Annotated in this window: 20 protein-coding genes and 1 pseudogene; 16 read left to right on the plus strand and 5 right to left on the minus strand. The window is 69.8% G+C overall.

Annotated features, from left to right (window positions below; translation table 11 throughout):
* Window positions 1–10: 10 nt before the first annotated feature.
* The gene (locus OHS82_RS10080; protein WP_319289355.1) at window positions 11–610 is read left to right on the plus strand and encodes a transposase family protein; all 600 of its coding nucleotides are present in this window, start codon (window positions 11–13) and stop codon (window positions 608–610) included.
* A 73-nt stretch (window positions 611–683) separates the two neighbouring features.
* On the opposite strand, the gene OHS82_RS10085 is transcribed toward OHS82_RS10080, so the two are convergent.
* On the minus strand, window positions 684–1,970 hold the full coding sequence (locus tag OHS82_RS10085; protein ID WP_319289356.1) for a cytochrome P450: 1,287 nt from the start codon (window positions 1,968–1,970) through the stop codon (window positions 684–686).
* A gap of 17 nt (window positions 1,971–1,987) precedes the next feature.
* Complete coding sequence (locus tag OHS82_RS10090; protein ID WP_370743250.1) at window positions 1,988–3,319, minus strand: glutamine synthetase family protein; 1,332 nt, start codon at window positions 3,317–3,319, stop codon at window positions 1,988–1,990.
* Between the two features lie 101 nt (window positions 3,320–3,420).
* Here OHS82_RS10090 and OHS82_RS10095 point away from each other — a divergent pair.
* From OHS82_RS10095 to OHS82_RS10165, 15 genes and pseudogenes are all read left to right on the plus strand, one after another.
* A pseudogene (locus OHS82_RS10095) lies at window positions 3,421–4,250 on the plus strand (IS5 family transposase).
* 321 nt (window positions 4,251–4,571) lie between these two features.
* A complete protein-coding gene (locus tag OHS82_RS10100) occupies window positions 4,572–4,760 on the plus strand; it encodes a ferredoxin (protein WP_319290865.1) in 189 nt (62 codons plus the stop codon).
* A 2-nt stretch (window positions 4,761–4,762) separates the two neighbouring features.
* Complete coding sequence (locus OHS82_RS10105) at window positions 4,763–5,992, plus strand: NAD(P)/FAD-dependent oxidoreductase (RefSeq protein WP_319290863.1); 1,230 nt, start codon at window positions 4,763–4,765, stop codon at window positions 5,990–5,992.
* Between the two features lie 2 nt (window positions 5,993–5,994).
* The gene (locus OHS82_RS10110; protein WP_319290861.1) at window positions 5,995–6,801 is read left to right on the plus strand and encodes an acetoacetate decarboxylase family protein; all 807 of its coding nucleotides are present in this window, start codon (window positions 5,995–5,997) and stop codon (window positions 6,799–6,801) included.
* A gap of 34 nt (window positions 6,802–6,835) precedes the next feature.
* Window positions 6,836–8,299, plus strand: a complete 1,464-nt coding sequence (locus OHS82_RS10115) for an aldehyde dehydrogenase (protein WP_319290859.1) — start codon at window positions 6,836–6,838, stop codon at window positions 8,297–8,299.
* A complete protein-coding gene (locus OHS82_RS10120) occupies window positions 8,292–9,236 on the plus strand; it encodes a 3,4-dihydroxyphenylacetate 2,3-dioxygenase (RefSeq protein ID WP_266928318.1) in 945 nt (314 codons plus the stop codon). The genes OHS82_RS10115 and OHS82_RS10120 overlap by 8 nt, the downstream gene beginning before the upstream one ends.
* A 10-nt stretch (window positions 9,237–9,246) precedes the next feature.
* Entirely contained in the window at window positions 9,247–10,092 is an 846-nt protein-coding gene (locus tag OHS82_RS10125) for a fumarylacetoacetate hydrolase family protein (RefSeq protein WP_069757843.1), read from the plus strand.
* A gap of 48 nt (window positions 10,093–10,140) precedes the next feature.
* A complete protein-coding gene (locus tag OHS82_RS10130) occupies window positions 10,141–10,743 on the plus strand; it encodes a TetR/AcrR family transcriptional regulator (protein WP_266529753.1) in 603 nt (200 codons plus the stop codon).
* A gap of 230 nt (window positions 10,744–10,973) precedes the next feature.
* Complete coding sequence (locus OHS82_RS10135; RefSeq protein ID WP_319290848.1) at window positions 10,974–12,170, plus strand: cytochrome P450; 1,197 nt, start codon at window positions 10,974–10,976, stop codon at window positions 12,168–12,170.
* Between the two features lie 41 nt (window positions 12,171–12,211).
* Window positions 12,212–12,424: a ferredoxin gene (locus tag OHS82_RS10140; protein ID WP_069757840.1), complete on the plus strand. Its 213-nt coding sequence runs from the start codon at window positions 12,212–12,214 to the stop codon at window positions 12,422–12,424.
* Between the two features lie 191 nt (window positions 12,425–12,615).
* Window positions 12,616–13,539: a TIGR03619 family F420-dependent LLM class oxidoreductase gene (locus tag OHS82_RS10145; RefSeq protein ID WP_328436047.1), complete on the plus strand. Its 924-nt coding sequence runs from the start codon at window positions 12,616–12,618 to the stop codon at window positions 13,537–13,539.
* 169 nt (window positions 13,540–13,708) lie between these two features.
* Window positions 13,709–15,166 (plus strand): APC family permease, encoded by a 1,458-nt coding sequence (locus OHS82_RS10150; protein ID WP_210582057.1) that lies wholly within the window; start codon window positions 13,709–13,711, stop codon window positions 15,164–15,166.
* Between the two features lie 116 nt (window positions 15,167–15,282).
* Window positions 15,283–16,773: an aldehyde dehydrogenase gene (locus OHS82_RS10155; protein ID WP_319290844.1), complete on the plus strand. Its 1,491-nt coding sequence runs from the start codon at window positions 15,283–15,285 to the stop codon at window positions 16,771–16,773.
* Entirely contained in the window at window positions 16,770–17,492 is a 723-nt protein-coding gene (locus OHS82_RS10160) for a gamma-glutamyl-gamma-aminobutyrate hydrolase family protein (RefSeq protein WP_266928415.1), read from the plus strand. Before OHS82_RS10155 ends, OHS82_RS10160 begins: the two co-directional genes overlap by 4 nt.
* Before the next feature lie 7 nt (window positions 17,493–17,499).
* Entirely contained in the window at window positions 17,500–18,405 is a 906-nt protein-coding gene (locus tag OHS82_RS10165; protein ID WP_319290840.1) for a hypothetical protein, read from the plus strand.
* Between the two features lie 78 nt (window positions 18,406–18,483).
* On the opposite strand, the gene OHS82_RS10170 is transcribed toward OHS82_RS10165, so the two are convergent.
* From OHS82_RS10170 to OHS82_RS10180, 3 genes are read right to left on the minus strand one after another with little or no spacing between them, the layout of a single operon-like run.
* Window positions 18,484–19,332, minus strand: coding sequence for a bifunctional methylenetetrahydrofolate dehydrogenase/methenyltetrahydrofolate cyclohydrolase (locus tag OHS82_RS10170; protein ID WP_210582061.1), 849 nt, complete (start codon window positions 19,330–19,332; stop codon window positions 18,484–18,486).
* 26 nt (window positions 19,333–19,358) lie between these two features.
* A complete protein-coding gene (gene purU, locus OHS82_RS10175) occupies window positions 19,359–20,204 on the minus strand; it encodes a formyltetrahydrofolate deformylase (RefSeq protein WP_319290833.1) in 846 nt (281 codons plus the stop codon).
* 18 nt (window positions 20,205–20,222) lie between these two features.
* Entirely contained in the window at window positions 20,223–21,344 is a 1,122-nt protein-coding gene (locus tag OHS82_RS10180; RefSeq protein WP_319290830.1) for an aminomethyltransferase family protein, read from the minus strand.
* Between the last annotated feature and the right edge of the window lie 71 nt (window positions 21,345–21,415).

The following is a 21,415-nucleotide window of genomic DNA, read 5'->3' on the forward strand; positions in this document are numbered from 1 at the left end:
CGTGCTCGCCGTGCTCCGTCACGACCAGCGTCTTGCCGACATGGCCGGCGGCAACGCGGTCTCCGCCTCCACCGTGCGCCGCTGGGTGATGGAAGTGATCCGCCTGCTGTTCGCCCGCGCCCCGCGCCTGGACCGCGCGCTGAAGAAGATCGCCCGTGCCGGCGGGGTCGTGGTCCTGCTGGGCGGCACCCTCATCCGCACCCGGCGCCGCACCGGGAAGGACAACCGGAAGAACTACAGCGGCAAACACAAGTCCCATGGCCTGCTGTTTCTCGCGCTGACCGACGAGCAAGGCAACGTGATCTGGATCCCGGCGGCGAAGCCGGGCCGGTCCAGCGAGATCACCACCGCCCGCCACAACAAGATCATCGGACACCTGCGCGAGGCCGGTCTCGGAGCCCTGGCCGATCTCGGACTCGTCGGCCTGGACGACGACCCCGACGACCACCCGGTGATCATCACCGGCCGCAAGGCCACCCGCAACCACCAGCTCACCGACGCGGAGAGAGAAGCGAACCGCCTGCTCAACCGCGAACGCGCCGCCGTCGAGCACGGCTTCGCCAACCTGAAATCGGTCATCGTTGCAATCCTCGAGACGGAGTTCGCTTGACAACAAACATGAGGGGCTGGCCCTTGGGCTCGTGCCCACCTTCGTGAGCCGCCGTGCGGATGGGCCGCTGCGATCAGGCGAGGGTGACTTCGACGGGTAGTTTCTTGATGCCGTTGACGAAGTTGGAGCGGACGCGCGGGACATCGCCGACGAGGCGGATGTCGGCGATCCTGGGGATCAGCTCCTCGAACATGATGCGGATCTCGGTGCGGGCGAGCAGGTTGCCCAGGCACAGGTGGGGGCTGCCCTTGCCGAAGGTGACGTGGTCGTTGTCGGCGCGGGTGACATCCAAGTCGTACGGGTTGCCGAAGGCCGCCTCGTCACGGTTGCCGGAGGCGTACCACATGACGACCTTGTCGCCCTCCTTGATCCGCTTGCCGCCGAGTTCGACGTCCTGGGTGGCGGTGCGGCGGAAGTGGTAGACGGGGGAGGCCCAGCGCAGGAACTCCTCGACCGCGCCCGGGATCAGGGACGGGTCGTCCTTGAGGCGGGCCAGCTGGTCGGGGTGCTGGAGGAGGGCCAGCATGGAGTGGGTGATGGTGTGGCGGGTGGTCTCGTTGCCGGCCACGACGAGGAGCAGGAAGTAGTTGTCGAAGTCCTGTGACGAGAGCGGCACACCGTCCTTCGGGATGGTGTTCACCAGCTTCGACACCAGGTCGGTGCCGTCGCCGCCGCGCCGCTGCCGGGCCAGCTCACGGCCGTACTCGAAGACCTCCAGCGAGGCGGGGGAGCGGAAGGGCAGGTGCCGGTACTGCTCGCTCTCCGCGCTGTCCAGCAGGACATCGGCGTAGTCGGGGTCGGTGTTGCCGATGATCCGGTTGCCCCAGTCGATGAGCTGCTGGTTGTCCTCCGGCGGTACGTCGAGGAGGCGGGCGAGGACGTTGATGGGGAAGTCGGCGGAGATCTCTTTGACGAAGTCGAAGGTCCCCTTGGCCAGCGCCGCGTCCAGCGTGGTGGCGGTCAGGCCACGCAGGAAGTCGGTGTAGCTGTTGATGACGCTCGCGCCGAACTGGCGCTGAAGCAGACTGCGCAGCGCGCGGTGGCGGACACCGTCCAGCTCCAGGATGGAGGCGCGGGTCTTGATCTGGTCCTCGTCGACTTCTTCGAGGTTGACAAACTTCGTGGAGGTGAAGGTCTCGGCGTCACGGTCGACGCGGGCGATGTCGGCGTGGCGGGTCACGGCCCAGAAGCCGGAGTTGGGGGCCTCCTCGGGCTGCCAGTGCACCGGGTCCTGGTGGCGCAGGGTGTGGAACATGCGCCATGGGGTGATGCCGTCGGTGAAGTTGTCCAGATCGGCGAGGTTGACGTCTGCCAGTGGCATCGGTTCGTTCACGGCGGCGGTCGGTGTCTCGGTCGTCATCGCATGGCTCCCAGTCGTCACAGGTGGTAGGCGTACTCGGTGAACTCCCAGTCGGTGACGTGCCGTTGGAAGCGTTCGATTTCGTTGCGCTTGTAGGAGAGGAACGAGGCGGTGAAGTCCTTGCCGAGGATGTCGGTCAGCTCCGTGTCCGCTTCCAGGGCGTCGAGCGCGGCCGGCAGGTTCATGGGCAGCATGGCTGCCTTGGCAGTGTCGTAGCCGTACCCCTCCAGCGGGGCGGGGGGTTCCTCGCCGGTCAGAACCCCGAGCAGTGCGGCGGCGACCGTGCCCGCGATCAGCAGATACGGGTTGGCGCTGGCGTCACCGAGGCGCAGTTCGAACCGGGCGCCGGAGCCGCGCTCGGGCGGAATGCGGATCATGGCGCTGCGGTTGTCCAGGCCCCAGTCGATCAGCCAGGGAGCGAGGGTGTCCGGGCCGAAACGCCGGTAGGAGTTCACGGTCGGGTTGGCCAGTGCGGCCAGGGCCGGGGCGTGGGCGAGGATGCCGGCGACGGCGTGGCGTGCGGTGGCGGACAGTCCGTACGGCCCGGCGGGATCGTCGAAGGAGTTACCGGCGCCTTCCTCGTCGGAGGAGCTGTCGCAGGACAGGTGGAGGTGGAAACCGGAGCCTCCGGCGTCGTTGAACGGCTTGGCCATGAAGGTGGCGAGTTTGCCCTCCTGCCGGGCCAGTTCCTTGATCGCGGACTTGAAGCGGAAGGCGCGGTCCGCGGCGGACAGGGCGTCGGAGTGGGTGAGGTTGATCTCGAACTGGCTGCCGTCGAACTCGTGGTTTCCGCTGGTCACGCCGATGTTCATGTCCCGCAGCAGACGCAGCGTGCGGAGCAGGTGATTGTCGCCGTCGGCGCGCAGACCGGCGGTGTAGACGACGCCGGTGGCACTCGAGTAACGCTTCCAGCCGCTCGGGGAGGCCGGGTCCTCGGCGCAGAGGAAGTACTCGAGCTCGGGGCCGACCACCGGACGCAGGCCGTGTTCGGCACATCGGTCGAGGACGGTGCGCAGCAGATCGCGGGGTGACTCGGGCGCGGGCAGGCCGGTGGCCGGGTCGGTGACGTCGGCGAGGCAGGAGGCGACGCCGGGTTCCCAGGGGAGGGGGACCAGGGTGTCCAGGTCCGGTCGCACGGTGATGTCGGGCAGGCCGGCGTCGAGACCGCCGGAGACGGGCACCACGTGGCCCTGGGGGCTGGTGTGGTACACGGCCCGGCAGAAGGCCAGGCCGTGGTCGCAGGCCGACGGCAGGTGGTCCAACAGCACGTCGCGCGCTCGGTCGGTGCCGATCAGGTCGGGATAGGTCACGCGCACCACGTCGATGCCGTCGGCGGCGAGTCGCTGCATGTGCTGACGGAGGCTGGGGGTTGGGTCTGCGCTCACCGATGTCTCCTCGGGCGCTAGGCGGTGTCTTCAAAAGATCTTGAGTAGTGGATCATGGTGGGGTGATACGTCGCCATGAACTGTCCGATGCCGAGTGGGAGTTCGTCGGGCCACTGCTGCCGGTGTCGCTGCGGGGCCGGAAGCGGTTGGACGACCGCACGGTGCTCAACGGGATCGTGTGGAAGTTCCGTACCGGGACGGCCTGGCGGGACGTGCCCGAGCGGTACGGCCCGTGGGCCACACTGCACACCCGCTTTCGCCGGTGGGCTCTGGACGGCACCTTCGACCGGATGCTCCGCGCCGCCCAGGCCAGGGCGGACGCGGCCGGAGACATCGACTGGCTGGTGTCGGTCGACTCCACCGTCGTCCGCGCCCACCAGCACGCCGCCGGGGCCCGAAAAGGGGGGCCCGCAGTCCCGGCCTCGGACGCTCCCGAGGCGGTCTGACCAGCAAAATCCACCTGGCCTGCGACAGCGTCGGCCGCCCGCTCGCCTTCACACTCACGGGCGGCAACACCAACGACTGCACCCAGTTCACCGCCGTGATGGAAGCCATCCGGGTGCCCCGCATCAGCCCGGGCCGGCCCCGCACACGGCCCGCCCATGTCCTGGGCGACAAGGGCTACAGCTCCCGGGCCATCCGCACCTGGCTGCGACGGCACGGCATCAGCCACACCATCCCCGAGCGGGCCGATCAGATCCGCAACCGGCTCCGACGCGGCAGCCGAGGCGGGCGCCCGCCGGTCTTCGACAAGCAGCTCTACAGACGACGCAACGTGGTGGAACGGTGCTTCAACCGCTTGAAACAGTGGCGCGGCATCGCTACTCGCTACGACAAGACCGCCGAGTCCTACCAAGCCGCCGTCACCCTCGCATCGCTCCTGATGTGGGCGTGACATTTGAAGACAACTCCTAGGCGTGTGGATGGTGAGGGGATTCAGAGGGCCGGTACGGGTGGGGGCGCGGCACATGGAATAGCTTGTTTGATGCCAAACGGTATGAGGACTTCGAGTACCCCGCAAGGGGCGGCAGGAAAAAAATTATCCGCATGGATAGGTATTGACCAGGGTCGGGCGGCTTCCTATGTTGTTTGAAGCCAAATGAGTAAGGGTTCGGTCAGTTGCCGGACCTTTGGCCGGGGCCCGGCCGACGCCGGTCGGGCCCCTCTTCCTCCGCTCGTCCCCGCCCCGACGCCCTCACATTCAGGAGGACCGGCCATGAAGGTCGTCGTCGACATGAACAAGTGCCAGGACCACGGCCAGTGCGTCTTCGCCGCACCCGATGTCTTCTCCATGGACGACAGCGGCCACCTGGCCTACGTCCCCGACCCCGACGACGCGCTGCGCGAAGAGGTCGAGGAAGCCGCCGACGTGTGTCCGCTCCAGGCCATCCGTATCGAGGGCTGACCATGACTTCGCGGAGTGCACGCATCGTCGTGGCCGGCGCCTCCATGGCCGGCCTGCGCGCGGCCGAGCAGCTGCGGGCCGCCGGCTGGACCGAAGCCATCACCCTCGTCGGTGACGAGCCGCACATGCCCTACAACCGGCCGCCCCTGTCCAAGGAGGTCCTGGCCGGCAAGGCACCCTTCGAGTCACTCGCCTTCCGCCCGCGGGCGAGTGTGGCCGACGCGGAATGGCGGCTGGGCGTCAAGATCGTCGCCACCCGGCTCGCGGAGAACATCGTCGAGTTCGACGACGGCGAGGCACTCTCCTACGACGGTCTGGTCGTCGCCACCGGAATGCGGCCCCGGCGCCTGCGCTGCCCCGGCCCGCTCGCGGGCCGGCACACGGTCCGCACCATCGACGACGCGCAGGGTCTGCGGCAGGCCCTGACCAGGCCCGGAGCCCGCGTGGTCGTCGTCGGAGGCGGCTTCATCGGCTGCGAGGTCGCCGCCACCGCCCTCGCTCTGGGCGCCCGGGAGGTGACGGTCGTCGACCCGCTGCCCCTGCCGATGGTCGGCCCCCTCGGCGAGCTCCTCGCCAGGGTCCTGCTGAAGCGCCACGAGGAGCGCGGCGTGCGCTTCGCCCTCGGCACGGGCGTGACCGGCTTCACCGGCGACGACCACGTCACCGGCGTTGCCCTCGGCGACGGCACCGTCCTTCCCGCCGACGTGGTGGTCGAGTCGGTCGGGTCGGTCGCCAACACCGAGTGGCTGGACGGCAACGGCCTCGACCTGAGCGACGGCGTGCTCACCGACGAGCACCTGCGCGCCGGCGGACGGCCCGACGTGGTGGCCGTCGGCGACGTCGCCCGCTTCCCCAACGCCCGCTACGACGGCGTACCACGCCGTGTGGAGCACTGGTGCATCCCCACGGACACCGCCAAGCACGCCGCGAAGACCCTCGTCGCCCAGCTGGCCGGCACCAGCCACGGCCTGTCCCCGTTCGCGCCGCTGCCCACTTTCTGGAGCGACCAGCACGACTTCCGCCTGCAGTCCTTCGGCGCACCGGTACTCGGCAAGGAGGACGTACGCGTCCTGGACGGCGACCTCGACGGAGATGTCGTCGTCGGCTACCACGCCGGCGGCCGACTGGCCGGTGTCGTCGCCCTCGGCGGTCCGGCCGCGGTGGCCGCCGCCTCCCGATACCGCGCCGAACTGCTCGAGCAGCCCGCCCTCACCGCCAAAGGACTTCGCTGATCATGAACACCGTCCGTGGATTCTTCTTCCCCAAGACGGCGAGCGGTGCCTCGTCGCTGGTCCCCTCACCGCCCTGGCTGTACTCCGGGGACCTGCTCACCGTCGAGTACCGCACCGACCCGGCGCGCGTGCGTGAACTGCTTCCCGAGCCACTGGAGCTCGCCGACGAGGACCCGGGCGCGGTGGCGCTGATCTGGGCCGACTGGCAGTCCTGCTCGGCGTCCGGCGAGGAACTGCTCGATCCCGTGCTCTCCCAGTACAAGGAGGCGTTCGCGGTCGTCCGCTGCAAGTACCGGGGCCAGACGTACTCGCGATGCGTCTACATCTGGGTCGACAAGGACTTCGCCATCGCCCGCGGCCTGCACCAGGGCTACCCGAAGAAGCTCGGCTCGATCCACCAGACCCGCCCGCACCCGTACGGCCCCGCGCCGCGCATCGAGGCGGGGGCCCGTTTCGGCGCCACGCTCGCCGCCGCCGACCGGCGCCTGGCCCAGACCACGGTCACCCTGCGCGAGCCGTCGCAGACGAACGGCTTCGTCAACGCCCACCCGATGGCCCACCACCGCTGGCTGCCCTCCATCGAGAAGGGCAAGGGCCTCGCTCTGGACGAGCTGATCGAGTCGGGCGCCGCGTCCTTCGAGGCGGGACAGGCCTGGCGCGGCGACGCCGAGCTGGAGCTGTTCGAGGCGCCCACCGAAGAACTGGCCCGCCTGGAGATCCGCGAGCCGATCGCCGCCTACTACCGCCAGGTCGGCGTCGTCTGGGACGGCGGCCGACTGCTGGAATCCGGCACCTCCGGCGCCGAGTAGACCCCACCACCTCGTGAGACCGGAGGAGCAGAGCATGAGCGAACACACCATCACCGTTGCCGGGGTCGCCGTCGACACCCGGCACTGGATCGGCGGCGAGCGCGTCGCCTCGGCACAGACGTTCCCGGACGTCTCGCCCATCGACGGCAGCACGATCGGCGGCATCTCCCGGGGCACGGCCATGGAGGCAGCCGCCGCCGTGGCCGCCGCGAAGGCCGCGTTCCCCGCCTGGGCGGCCACCTCCCGCGCGGAACGCGCACGCATCCTGCACGCCATCGCCGACGGGGTCGAGAAGCGGATCGAAGAGCTCTCCATCGTCGAGACCACCGACAACGGAGCCCTTCTGCGCTCCCACCGCCGGGGCGTCATGCCCCGCGTCGCCCACAACTTCCGCTTCTTCGCGGACTGGCTGCTGAAACTGGAGCACGAGGACTTCGAGACGCGCGGGCACACCAACCACGTCAGCTGGGACCCAGCGGGCCCCTCCGTGCTGATCACACCGTGGAACGCCCCGTTGATGCTGGCCACTTGGAAGGTCGCCCCGGCTCTCGCGGCCGGCAACACGGTGATCCTCAAGCCCGCCGAGTGGACCCCGCTGACTGCCTCCCTGCTGGCCGACATCGCCACCGAGGCCGGGCTCCCGGCAGGTGTGCTCAACGTCGTCCAGGGCTACGGCTCCGAGATCGGCGACGCGCTGACCTCGCATCCCGACGTGCGCCGGATCAGCTTCACCGGCTCCGTGCCCACGGCCAAGCGGATCGCGGAGTCGGCGGCCGCGAACCTCACGCCCTTGAGTCTCGAACTGGGGGGCAAGTCGCCGCTGTTGGTGTTCGCCGACGCGGACCTGGACCTGGCCGTCGACCTGGCGGTGGAGCAGTACGACAACGCCGGCCAGGTGTGCCTGGCTGCGACGCGCTTCCTGGTCGAGGAGTCGGTCGCCGAGGAGTTCACCCGCCGCTTCGTCGAGAAGGCCGGGCAGCTCACCCAGGGCGACCCGCGCGGCGAGGCTACCGACATCGGGCCGAACATCCACCCGCTCCAGCTGGAGAAGATCGACGGCTTCGTGCAGCGTGCCGTGGCGGCCGGTGCCCGCGCGGTCATCGGCGGCCACCGCAAGGACGGCCAGTACTACGCGCCGACCCTCCTGACCGCCGTCGCCCAGGACTCGGAGATCGTGCAGGAGGAGGTCTTCGGCCCGGTCCTGACCCTGCAGACCTTCGCCACCGAAGACGAAGCCGTCCGCCTCGCCAACGACACCCGCTTCGGGCTGGCTGCCACGCTCGCCACCGGTGACCCCGAGCGCGCCGAACGCGTCACCGCCCAGCTTGTCGCAGGCACGGTCTGGACCAACTGCTTCTTCGTCCGCGACCTGCAGGCGCCGTTCGGCGGCTCCCGCCACTCGGGCGTCGGCCGCGAGGGCGGCACCTGGAGCTTCGACTTCTACTGCGACCTCAAGAACACCGTGACCTCGCCGAACGGATGGAACAACCATGGGTGAGATCGTCGGGGCGGGCCTCCTCGCCCACGTCCCCACCATCGTGCTGCCCGAGGAGACCCGGCTGGAGCTGAACGGGGGCAAGGAGATCACCCTCGTCACCGGCCTGCACCAGCTCCGCAAGGACGTCTTCGAGCGCGACACCGCCAACGAATACGACACCGTCGTCGTCCTGGACTCCCACTGGGCGACCACCGTCGAGTTCGTCGTCACAGCCCAGCAGCGCCGCGCCGGTCTGTTCACCTCCGAGGAGCTACCGCGCGGCATGTGCCGGATGCCGTACGACTTCCCCGGTGATCCTGAACTGGCCCACAACATCGAGAAGTTCGCCGACAAGCACGGGACCTGGATCACCGCGATCGAGGACGAGTACCTGCCGATCTACTACGCCACCACCAACCTCTGGAAGTTCCTGGGGGAGGGGCTGCCGGACAAGCGGTGGGTGACCATCGGGGTCTGTCAGACCGGGGACATGGAGGACCACCTGCGGCTGGGCCGGGCGCTGGCCGACGGGATCGCCGCCACCCCGGGCCGCCGGGTCCTGGTCATCGCCTCCGGTGCGCTGTCGCACACCTTCTGGCCGCTGCGCGAGCTGCGCGACCACGAGTCGAGCGACCCGGTGCACATCTTCACGCCCGAGGCGCGCGAGGCCGACTACGAGCGGATCGCCTGGTTCAAGGAGGGCCGCCACGACAAGGTCCTCGACACCATGCCGGAGTTCTCGAAGTACAGGCCCGAGGCGAAGTTCTTCCACTACCTGATGATGGCCGGTGCCCTCGGGGAACAGGCCTGCGTCGCCAAGGCCCGCCAGTACGGCGAGTACGAGAACTCCATCGGCACCGGCCAGGTCCACCTCTGGTTCGACCGCCCGGCCGACGGCTGGACCGGCGCCGGCCTGCCCGCCGCCCCCTCCGCGCACAACCCTCACAGCCGTATCTAGGAGTACTGCCATGCCCGAATACCGCCGCATCCTCCTCGACGGCGCCGCCGTCCAGGTCACCGTCGACGGTGACGAACTCGTCGCCGCGGACGGCCGCCGCGTCAAGACCGAGGACGCCCAGCACCTCCCCCCGGTCGTCCCCTCCAAGGTCATCGCGGTCCATCTCAACCACCGCAGCCGTGTCGACGAGTTCGATATCGACCTCCCCGACACGCCCACCTACTTCCACAAGCCGACCTCGGCCCTCAACTCGCACAAGGGTGCCATCGTCCGCCCCGAGGGCTGCAAGTGGCTCAACTACGAGGGCGAGGTGGCCATCGTCATCGGAAAGACCGCGCGCAACATCTCCCCGGCCGAAGCGGGCGAGTACATCGCCGGATACACGATCGCCAACGACTACGGATTGCACGACTTCCGCGACACCGACGCCGGCTCCATGCTCCGGGTCAAGGGCTCCGACACGCTCTGCCCGCTCGGCCCCGGCCTGGTCACCGACTGGGACTTCCACGGCAAGAGCCTGCGCACCTACGTCAATGGAAAGGTGGTCCAGGACGGTTCGACCGACGAGATGAAGTGGGACATGCACTATCTCGTCGCCGACATCGCCCGCACCATCACCCTGTACCCCGGCGACGTCCTGCTGTCTGGCACCCCCGCCAACTCCCGCCCCGTACAGCCGGGCGACGTCGTCGAGGTCGAGGTCGAGGGCCTGGGCCGCCTCACCAACCACATCGTCACCGGCCCCACCTCCATCCGTACCGACGTCGGCGCCCAGCCCACCGAATCGGAGGAGGTGCTGTCCACCGCGCTCGGCGGCGACTGGGAGTTCCGCGGCATCCGTCCGCCGAAGCGATGACGCCCCTGGGCGGTCTGCCGGTCGCGACGCGCGGGTAGGGTCGCGTTCATGAGTGATTCCTCCGAGAAGCCCCCCGCCAGGCCCCGCAAGCGCGTGGACTACGGGACCGGCCGTGAGGCCCTGCTCAACGCGGCCGTGCGCGTGGTGGCCCGGGGAGGGCTGCGGAAGCTCACCTATCGTGCCGTCGCGGAGGAGGCGGGTGTCACGCACGGGCTCGTGGTGCACCACTTCGGTTCGCGGGACGCACTGATCGAGGCGGCCCTCGAGCACGCGGTACGCACCAGCGCGCGCACGAGCTCCCTGGAACCCGGCACGGGCGACATCGCGGACTTCGCGGCGGGACTGGCGGACATGGTCACCCGCGAGCCGGCCATGCAGATGTTCCAGTACGAGCTGATGCTCGAGTCCCGGCGCAGGCCCGAGCTGCTGCCGCAGATCCGCGCGCTGTACGAGGAGTACTTCGAGGCCACGGAGAGGGAGCTGTCCCGCAGCCTGCCCGACGGCACCAGCCCTGCCCTGACCCGGCTCGTGTTCGCCGCTCTGGAGGGTCTCGTACTGCACCAGCTGGTCCTCGACGAGCCGGACGTCACCGAGGCCGCGCTGAAGGAGCTGCGGTCACTGCTGACCCGGCAGCGTGGAGGCGCAGAGTAGCCGCCATGTCGTAATCCCTGCCATAACGGCAGGTCAGGACGAGTCCCCGTCGCCCAGCGACGGGGACTCGCCTGTTTCCGGCGGCATAAAGAGTTGATTACGTGCGCGCGAAGCATTGACGAAATTATCCGTGTGGATAATTCTCGGTGGTGAAGGGCCCCACTGGTCGCCCTTCCTCTTCTCCTCCCCAGCTCCCTCCGCCTCGCGCCCGATACGAGGAGTGTCACGACATGACCGTCACCACGGCCGGACCCGCGTCCGCCACCGAGGATCTGCTGCCCTTCCGTGACCCAGGCTTCCGTGCGGACCCGTACCCGTACTACGCGCGGCTGCGGCAGGAGCACCCTGTCTACAGGCATCCGGTCGGCCTGTACGTCGTCTCCCGCTACGAGGACGTCGCCCGGCTGATCCGCAACCCCACCCTGAGCGCGCAACAGCTCGACTTCGGGCCGGCCACCCCGATCCACCACACCATGCTCGGCAAGGACGCCCCCGACCACACGCGGCTGCGGCGGATCACCAACCGCTGGTTCACACCCAAGGCGGTCGAGGAGTGGTCCAAGGTGATGCGTGCCGCCGTGGAGGCTGTGCTCGACGAGGCGGAGAAGGGCGACGGCACCCTGGACGCGGCCGACGGCCTCTCCCTGAAGTGCACCTTCGACACCACCTGTCACATCTTCGGCATCGAGCCGACCGAGATGGACACCATCCAGCGCAAGACCTACGAGATCGGGCTGAGCCTCGGCCCCGGCTGCAACGACGACGAGGCCCGCGCCACCACGGAGGCGTTCGCCTGGTACGCCGAGCACATCCGCCGGCTCGTGGCCGACAAACGAGCCCATCCCGGCGAGGGCCTGATCGACGCCTTCATCGCCGCGCAGGACGAGGGCAGGATGACCGAGGAAGAAGTCGTCTACACCATCCTGCTGTTCTTCGCCGTGGGCCACCTCGACGTCAAGCACCTGATCAACCACGGCATCTGGCTGATGACGCAGCAGCCCGGGCTGTTCACCGACTACCGGGACGAGCCGGAAGCACGGCCGGGCATCATCAACGAGATCCTGCGGATCGACACGCCCGAGTCGATGGTGGTGCGCCTGACCACGCAGGACACGGCCATCGGCGACACCACGGTACCGGCCGGAGAGGCGCTGGCCCTGCTCATCGCCTCGGCCAACCGCGACCCGGAGGTCTTCGCCGACCCCGACACCTTCGACCACACCCGGCCGGTCGCCGCCGGCCAGCACCTGGCCTTCGGCTCCGGCATGCACGGCTGCGCCGGCCAGATCCTGGCCCGCGCCGAGGCCGACATCGTCTTCAGCTCGATCGTCAACCGTTTCTCCGGTGTCGAGCTGGCCGGTGAACCCGCCTACGCCCACACCGAGTTCCTGCGCACGATCACCCGCCTCCCCGTCCGTTTCCTCTGATCCCCCGACCCCTGCGAGAACCGAGAGAGACAGGAGCCGTCATGAAGGTCGAAGTCGACCTCAAGAAGTGCCAGGACCACGGCCAGTGCGTGTACGCGGCCCCCGGCCTGTTCGCGCTGGACGACGACGGACGCCTGTCCCTGCGGTCGAGGGCGACCGACGTCTACGTGGCCGACGTGGACGAGGACAGCGCCGAGGAACTGCACGAGGCCGCCGAGGTATGTCCGCTCCAGGCCATCACGGTGCACGAGTAGACGGAAACGCGGCATGTCACCGATGGCGCCGGGCCACCGGAGAACGGCCCCGGCGACAGCGGTCCGGCCGTCGTGGGCCCGCCACAGGAGTACGCGGCGGGCATCTTTGCCGTCATCCAGCCGCACGCAGCCTCGACGCAATCCCCGCGAGTGAAGGACATCCACCCGTGCCCGCACCCACCCCTCCCCGCATGCTGCTCGTCCTGAGCGAGAACTGGACGCTGACCGGCGGCCGGGCGGACCTGCCCACCGCCGTACGGTGGGCCTGCGAGGCCGAGGACGCCGGCTTCGACGCGGTCATGGTCAGCGAACACATCGTGCTCGGACCGGACGCCGGGGCCGCCGGTGTCATGGGAAACCCCCGCGACTACGCCCTCCCGGGCAACCAGGACCCCTACACCCCCTGGCCGAACTCCCTGCTCCTGCTCGCCTCCATCGCCTCCGTCACCTCCCGCCTCCGGCTGGCCGCCGCGGCCGTCCTCGCACCGCTGCGCCACCCCCTGCTGCTCGCCCGCGAACTCGGCACCCTGGACCTGCTCAGCGAGGGCCGCCTCGTGGTGCAGCCCACGGTGAGCTGGAGCAGGGACGAGTACGCGGCCCTGGGCGTGCCGTTCGGAAAGCGCGGGCGGCTGCTGGACGAGCACCTTCAGATCTGTGCGAAGGCCTGGGGACCGTCCCCGGTCTCCCACGACGGCGAGCACTATCCCTTCCAGGACGTCTACTTCGAGCCCAAGGCCTACCGTCCTGACGGCCCGCGGCTGTGGTTCGGAGGACAGGGCATGCACGGCCCGCTGCTGCGGCGGCTCGTGCGGTACGGCCACGGCTTCCACCCGCTCGGACGACCCGCACCCGAAGACATGCGGGAGCTCGGGGACGCCTTGACCGGGGCAGGACGCGACATCGCCGACCTGGAGATGATCGGCGGCACCCAGGCCGTGTTCCCCGACGACCGCTCACCGGCCGACCTCGGCACCGCCCTTGCCTCCATTCCCGAGCAGCTGGAGCTCGGCTTCACCACCTTCTGCATCAAGCCGAACCAGTTCATCGACGACCCCAACGGCATCGGAACCTTCTGCCGGGACGTCATGCGGCGCGTGGAGAGGGTGACCGCGTAATCCGTCGCACGTGCCGCGAGTCCCCCGGTTTCCACCGTGTAGGAACTCCGCCGCCGCGCAAAGGATCTCCCCACACCCCTTGCCAAACGGATAGTTCCGGCCCACCATGGGGCAACTCGTTTGGCCCAAAACAAACTCCGCCCCTCCCCGTCCCCGGCAGGTGATTCGAGTGGACAGTCAGACCGCGGTCGTCACGCAGACTGCTGATGATGCATCCATGGCAGGCAGACTCAAGCCCAACTCTCTCGGTGTCCTCGGCATCCTCTTCTTCGTTCTCTCCGCCCAGGCGCCACTGACCGGCATCGCCGGCGCTGTGCCGATCGCCATCGCCATCGGCAATGGTGCAGGCGCTCCGGCCGCCTATCTCGCGGCCGGCGTCATCGTCCTGCTGTTTTCGGTCGGCTTCGTGGCCATGGGCCGCCACGTCGTGGACGCCGGCGCCTTCTACACCTACATCGGCAAGGGACTCGGCCGCTCGGCCGGCTCCGGCAGCGCCGCGGTCGCGCTCTTCTCCTACTGTGCCGTGCAGGCCTGCATGTACGGGCTGTACGGAAGCATCATGAGCGGCCTTGTCGAGCACCACACCGGTGCCCACGTGGCGTGGTGGGTCTGGGCCCTGGTCACCATGGTGATCGTCCAGGTGCTCGGCGCCTCGGGCATCGAGATGGGCGCGAAGATCCTCGCTGTCTTCGTGCTGGCGGAGTTCAGCGTCCTGATCGTCTTCGCCCTCGTGACGCTCTTCCAGGGCGGCGGCCCCGAGGGGCTCGGCCTCACGGACAGCTTTTCGCCGTCCGTCGCGCTCCAGGGTGCTCCCGGCGTGGCGCTGATGTTCGCCGTGGCGTCGATGTTCGGCTTCGAGGCCACCGCCATCTACGGCGAGGAGGCCCGTGAACCTCGCAAGACCGTTCCCCGGGCCACCTACCTGTCCGTCGTGGTGATCACCGGCTTCTTCGCCTTCACCTCGTGGATGCTCATCTCCGCGCACGGTGCGTCCCAGGCCACGGCCGAGGCGGGCAAGGCCCTGGAGAGCGGTGACGCCGCGGCCTTCGTCTTCGCGCCGATCGCCGCCCAGTTCGGCGGCTGGGTCAACGACGTGCTGCCGATCCTGCTGGCCACGTCCCTGTTCGCCGGCCTCCTGGCCTTCCACAACTCCGCCAACCGCTACCTGTTCTCTCTCGGCCGTGAAGGGCTCCTGCCGCAGGGCCTGACCGCCATCAACCGGCGTCACTCGCCCTGGGTGGCGGGCACCGTGCAGACCGTGATCGCGGTGCTGCTCGTGGTGCCCTTCGCGGTCCTGGGCAAGGACCCGGTGCTGACCCTCTTCTCCTGGTTCAGCGGAGTCGCGGTCCTGGGCATCATGCTGCTGTACTTCCTGACCTCGGTCTCGGTCATCGTGTACTTCCGCCGCTCCGGCGCCGACACCCGCCTCTGGAACACCCTGATCGCCCCCGTACTGGGCGCGCTCGGCATCGCGGGTGCCATCTGGCTCATCATCGCCAACTTCACGACGCTCATCGGCGGCGACCGGACCACGGCCCTATGGCTCCAGGCCACCGTTCCGGTGGTGCTGATCCTCGGCGTCGTCGCCGCCAGGCTGACGCGGCCCAGGGCAGAGACCAGCGACTGAACACCGCGATCCTCACCGATACGGCCGGAGCCCGCGCCCCGGCCGTATCGGGCCTTTGTCGAACACGTGAGTCGTCTGTCATCGAATGACGTGGATGAAACGGAGATGGAGAACGCGTGCTGAACGCCACCCATGAAGAACTGCTGCGCCGCGCCAAGGAACTCGGCCTGCCCACGCAGCACCACATCGACGGCAAGGACGAAGCCGGTGACGGTGCATCGTTCGCCGTGATCTCCCCTCGCGACGGCCAGACCCTGGTCCGGGTCGCCGACGCGCGGGAGGCAGAGGTCGATCTCGCCGTCGCGGCGGCGCGCCGCGCCTTCGACACAGGGCCGTGGCCGCACCTGGCGCCCGCCGAGCGCGGCCGGGTTCTGCTGCGGATCGCTGAACTGCTGGAAGAGCGGCGCGAGGAACTGGCACTGACCGTGAGCCTGGAGATGGGCAAACCGATCACGGACGCGTACGCCATCGAGCTGCGCGCCGCAATCAACACCTTCCGCTGGTACGGGCAGCTCGCCGACAAACTCACCGACGAGTCTCCCCACACCGCACCGGACTCGCTCGCCCTGGTCACCCGGGAGCCGATAGGTGTCGTCGGCGCCGTCGTGCCGTGGAACTTCCCGCTCACGTTGGCGAGTTGGAAAGTCGCTCCCGCGCTCGCCGCCGGCTGCACGGTCGTCCTGAAGCCGTCGGAGTCCTCTCCGCTGTCCGCCCTCCTGCTCGGCCGCGTCGCCACCGACGCCGGACTGCCGCCGGGCGTCCTCAACGTCGTCACCGGTGACGGGCCGGTGGCCGGCCGGGCGCTCGGCCTCCACCCCGACGTCGACGTCCTGGCCTTCACCGGCTCCACCGCCGTCGGCCGCCACTTCCTGCGCTACGCCGCCGACTCCAACCTCAAGCGCGTCTGGCTCGAACTCGGCGGCAAGTCACCGAACATCGTGCTGCCCGACGCCCCTGACCTGGAGAAGGCGGCGGCAACCGCGGCCTGGGGCATCTTCTTCAACCAGGGTGAGATGTGCACTGCGCCCTCCCGGCTGCTGGTCCACTCGTCCATCGCCGAACAGGTCACGGAGGCCGTCGTGGCGAGGGCGCGCGAGCTGCGGGTGGGCGACCCGCTCGATCCGGCCACCGAGATGGGCGCACTGGTCGGCGACAGCCACCTCGGCAGGGTCCTGGAGCATGTCGCCTCCGGCCTGGACGAGGGTGCCAGGCTGCGTGTGGGCGGGGGCCGGGCCCTGGCCGAGACCGGCGGCAGCTACCTGCGGCCCACCGTGTTCGACCGGGTTGACCCCGGCATGCGGCTGGCCCGCGAAGAGATCTTCGGCCCCGTCCTGTCCGTCCTCGCCTTCGACGACGTGGACGAGGCGGTACGGCTGGCCAACGCCACCGAGTACGGCCTCGCCGCAGGGCTGTGGACCTCCGACCTGTCCACCGCCCACAAGGTCTCCCGCGCACTGAAGGCCGGCACGGTCTGGGTCAACTGCTACGAGGAGGGCGACCTGACCGTCCCCTTCGGCGGCATGAAGCAGTCGGGCAACGGCCGCGACAAGTCCGCGCACGCCATGGAGAAGTACACCGAGCTGAAGACCACCTGGATCCAGCTGTGACCCGTACGCACACGCGCCCCCTGATCGCGATTCCGGCCCGGTTCGCCGCCACCACGTCCGCGCTGCGCTACGCCGCCGAGGTGAACGCCCGCGCGCTGGTCGAGGCCGTGTGGCGGGCCGGGGGCGAGCCGGTGAGCCTCCACCCCGCCGACCCGGCCGGAGCCGACGTGGCCGAGCGGCTCGCCCGCTTCGACGGCGTGTTGCTCCCGGGCGGCGGAGACCTGGCCCCGCACCGCTACGGAGCCGCCGACACCCATGGCAGCGTCTACGACGTCGACGACCTCCAGGACGTGTTCGACCTCGAAGTCGCCCGGCGGGCCCTGGACTCGGTCCTGCCCATGCTCGCGATCTGCCGTGGGCTGCAGGTGGTGAACGTCGCCCTCGGCGGCAGCCTGGAACAGGACATGGGCGGCGCGGACCGCGAACACCGGCACATCGTGCACCCGGTCGCGATCCAGCGAGGCACCCTGCTCGAACGGGCCACCGGCGCCGAGAAGACGGAGGCCTCCTGCTACCACCACCAGCGCGTCGACCGCGTCGGTGCCGGGCTCAAGGTCACCGCGCGGGCCGCCGACGGCACGGTGGAGGGGCTCGAACTGCCTGGACACCCGGGGTGGTTCACGGCAGTGCAGTGGCACCCCGAGGACACCGCGGACCAGGACCCGGCCCAGCAAGGCCTGTTCGACGCGCTGGTCCAGGCCGCCCACAACAGACACTGAAAAAGACATGGCTCTCTTCGGCCACAAACGACAGGTACCCCGCCTCGCCCCCGAACTCGACGACGTTGTGCTGGGCCGGGTACTGAAAGGCATCACCGCCGCCCGCGGCCCCGGACCGCAGGACCTCGCCATCGCCCAGGTGGAGCGGCTCCTGCGGGCCACCGGTGACGACTGGGACCGCCGCTGCCACCGTGTCGGCGTCCTCGCGCAGGCCGCACCCGCGCTGGCCCGGGGCTGGCGCGAACGCCGGCCCCGCGACCCGGATGCCCTGCTGCTGGCCACCTGGGCTGAACTGGCGACCGATCCGCGTGGAGCCATGGCGCTCTGCCGCGTCGCCGCCGATGCCCGCCCGGCCGATCCGACCCCGTGGGTGGGTGCGCTGGCGGCGCTGCGGCTTCTGAAGCGGCCGAGCTCCGAACTCTCGTTCGTCTGGCACGAGATACACGCGCGTGATCCATGGCACCGGGAGGCGCACCTGCAGATCCTGGGCTACCTCTCCCCGGAGGAGCAGGGCAGCCAGGCCGCGCTGCGGGACTTCCTCGACGACGCCATCGCGGTCATGCCGTGGGACGCGCCGACGGCATGCCTGCCCCTGACCGCGGCTGTGCGCCAGCACCACCGCGAAAGGAGCAGCGGAGGAATCCAGGCGCTGGGCGTGAGCCAGTACTGGTCGCAGCCGCACACCGCACGGCTGCTGGACCAGGGCATGGCCCACTGGCCGCAACCTGGTCACCTGCGTCACGCGGCCGCCGTCGCGGACCTGGGAATGCTCGCCTACGCCCTGATCCGGGCGGGCCGCAGCGGCGGTGCCGGCCCGGTCTTCTCCGCGGTCGGCGGACTGGTGATGCCTTGGCCGTGGAGCTACGAGGGGGACCCGGTGGAGTGTTACACCGACTACTCCGGTCGCGTGTAGGCGTGCGTGAGGCTCTCCAGCCGCACGTAACGGCGTGGGGGCAGGGCCTTGCGGTCCAGCCCTCCCCCCTACGCGAGGTCAGCCGAGCTCCGCCGCCTCGACGATGTTGGTCAGCAGCATGGCGCGGGTCATCGGTCCCACTCCGCCGACCGGCGGTGCGAGGGAGCCCGCGACCTGGTCGACGTCGGGGTGGACGTCGCCGAGGATGCCCTCGACGGTCCGGGTGATGCCCACGGACAGGACGGTGGCGCCCGGCTTGATCCAGTCGGGCTTGACCAGATGGGCCACGCCGGCCGCGGCCACCACCACGTCGGCGACGCGAGTGTGGGCAGCGGTGTCCTGGGTGGCCTCGTGGCACAGGGTCACCGTGGCGTGCTCGGTGCTGCGGGTGAGCATCAGGCCGAGCGGGCGGCCCACGGTGATACCGCAGCCGATGACGCAGAACTGTTGTCCGGTGATGGGCACGCGGTTGCGCCGCAGCAGGTCGATGATGCCGCGCGGGGTGCAGGGCAGCGGTCCCGGTATGCCCAGCACGAGTCGGCCCAGGTTGGCGGGGTGGAGTCCGTCGGCGTCCTTGGCCGGGTCGATGAGCTCCAGCACGGCGTGGGTGTCGATGTGGGCCGGCAGCGGCAGCTGGACGATGAAGCCGGTGCAGGCCGGATCGGCGTTGAGCTTGAGCACGGCGGCCTCGACCTCGGCGTGGGTCGCCGTGGCGGGCAGCTCCACCCGGATCGACGCGATGCCGACCTGGGCGCAGTCGCGGTGTTTGCCGCCGACGTAGGAGCGGCTGGCCGGGTCGTCGCCGACCAGGATGGTGCCCAGCCCGGGGGCGATGCCCCGGCTCTTCAGCGCCTTCACCCGCTCGGCGAGTTCACGTTTGGTCTCGGCTGCCGCGGCCTTCCCGTCGAGCAGCGTCGCGGTGGTCATGTCACACAAGCCTCTCGGTGCGGCTGTCAGCAGAAGACGACGGTGCGGGAGCCGGTGAGGACGACGCGGTCCTCCGCGTGCAGCCGGACCGCGCGGGCCAGCACGATCCGCTCGACGTCCCGGCCGATCGCGACCAGTTCGGGCGCGGTGTGGCGGTGCCCGACGCGGACGACGTCCTGCTCGATGATCGGGCCCTCGTCCAGGTCGGCGGTGACGAGGTGGGCGGTGGCGCCGATGAGTTTGACGCCCCGCTCGTGGGCCTGGTGGTAGGGCTTGGCGCCCTTGAAGCCTGGCAGGAACGAGTGATGGATGTTGATGATCCGGCCGGACAGCTTGCCGCACAGGTCGTCGGAGAGGACCTGCATGTAACGGGCGAGCACCACGAAGTCGACCCGGTGCTCGGCCACCAGCCGCAGCAGCTCGGCCTCCGCTTCGGGCTTGGTGTCGCGGGTGACGGGGACGTGGACGAAGGGGATGCCGTACCGCTTCGCGACCGGCGCCAGGTCGGGGTGGTTGGAGACGATCAGCGGGATGTCGACGGGCAGTTCACCCAAACCCCAGCGGTAGAGCAGGTCGACCAGGCAGTGGTCGAACTTCGACACCATCAGCAGCACCCGGCGGCGCTGCTCCTCGGGCCGGACGGTCAGAACCGGGTCGAAACGGGCCAGCCGCAGGGTGAGTTCGTCCCGCAGGCTCTCGGTGTCGGCGTCGGGTGTCTCCAGGCTCACACGGATGGTGAAGATGCCGGTGCCGGGATCGGAGAACTGGGCGCTCTCCAGGATGTTGCCCTTGGCCTCCGCGACGCCCGCGGCGAGTGCGTGGACGATGCCCGGCTGGTCGGGGCAGTGGAGCGTGAGAATGTAGCGTTGCACGTCGGGATCTCCGTCGGGTCAGGCCCGCACGCGGGCGCGCTCGGGGTCGTACACGGGTGTGGGCCTGACCGTGGCGTCGGCCGTCGAGCCGTCGGCGGCGACGGCGGTCAGCGCGGTGCCGGACTTCACGGCGTCGCGGTGCACCCGGGCCAGACCGAGGGTGGCGCCGTCGAGGACGGGGGAGGGCAGCGCCATCGTCACGTAGCCGATGTCACGGCCTTCCAGTTCCAGCCGGGCGCCCTCGGCGGTATCCGGCGCGGTATCCACGACGACGCTGACGACGCGGCCGGTCACGCTGTCCTTCTTGGCCAGCAGCGCGTCCCGGCCCTGGAAGGGGCCCTTGTCGAAGTCCAGCGCCCAGCCCATCCGGCACTCGAACGGGGTGACCGTGTGGTCGTACTCCAGCTCCCCCATGATCATCCCGGCCTCGGTGCGGCAGGTCAGCAGGGCGATCGCGCCGAAGGCCTTGATCCCCAGATCCGTGCCCGCCTCGAAGACCGCGTCCCACAGCGCGAGCGCCTGCACCCGCGGGACCTGGATCTCGTAGCCGAGCTCGGCGGTGAAACCGAGCCGGCTCACCTGTGCGGGGATGCCCGCGACGAGGGCGTCGCGCAGGAAGGTGTAGTAGGGGAAGGCGGCACCTGACACGTCGACGTGGGTGAGGCGCTGGAGGACGTCGCGGCTGCGCGGGCCCTGCAGGGTCAGGACGGCGGACTCGTCGCGGCGTTCGGTGACCGTGGTCCCGGCGGGTGCGTGAGCGGCCAGCGACTGCAGGGTGGCGGGGTTGCCGCCGGTGACGACGACGTGGTCGGGCGCGAGGACGGCCACGGTCACGTCGTCCAGCATCATCCCGTCGGCGTCGACCACGACCCCGTAGGCGATGCGTCCGGCGCCCAGCCCCTTGACGCCGCGCGAGAAGACGGCGTCGACGGTGGCGACGGCATTCTCACCTTCGACATGCCACTTGTAGAGCATCGAGTACTCGGAGGCCCCGACGGCGGTGCGGATGGCCTCGTACTCCTCGGCCGGATCACCGATGGCCAGCGGTACGGCGTTGCCGTAGACGTCGATCCACTCCTCGACCCGGTCCGCGTAGCGGGGAGCGAACGGCGTGGTGCTCAATCCTTCGGGGATGGCCATGGGGACTCCAGTGGATAGAGGGCGTGCGCTGCAGCGAGAATCTATCCACCTGGATAACTTGTCAATAGGAT

Source organism: Streptomyces sp. NBC_00425 (genome assembly GCF_036030735.1).
Classification (GTDB): domain Bacteria; phylum Actinomycetota; class Actinomycetes; order Streptomycetales; family Streptomycetaceae; genus Streptomyces.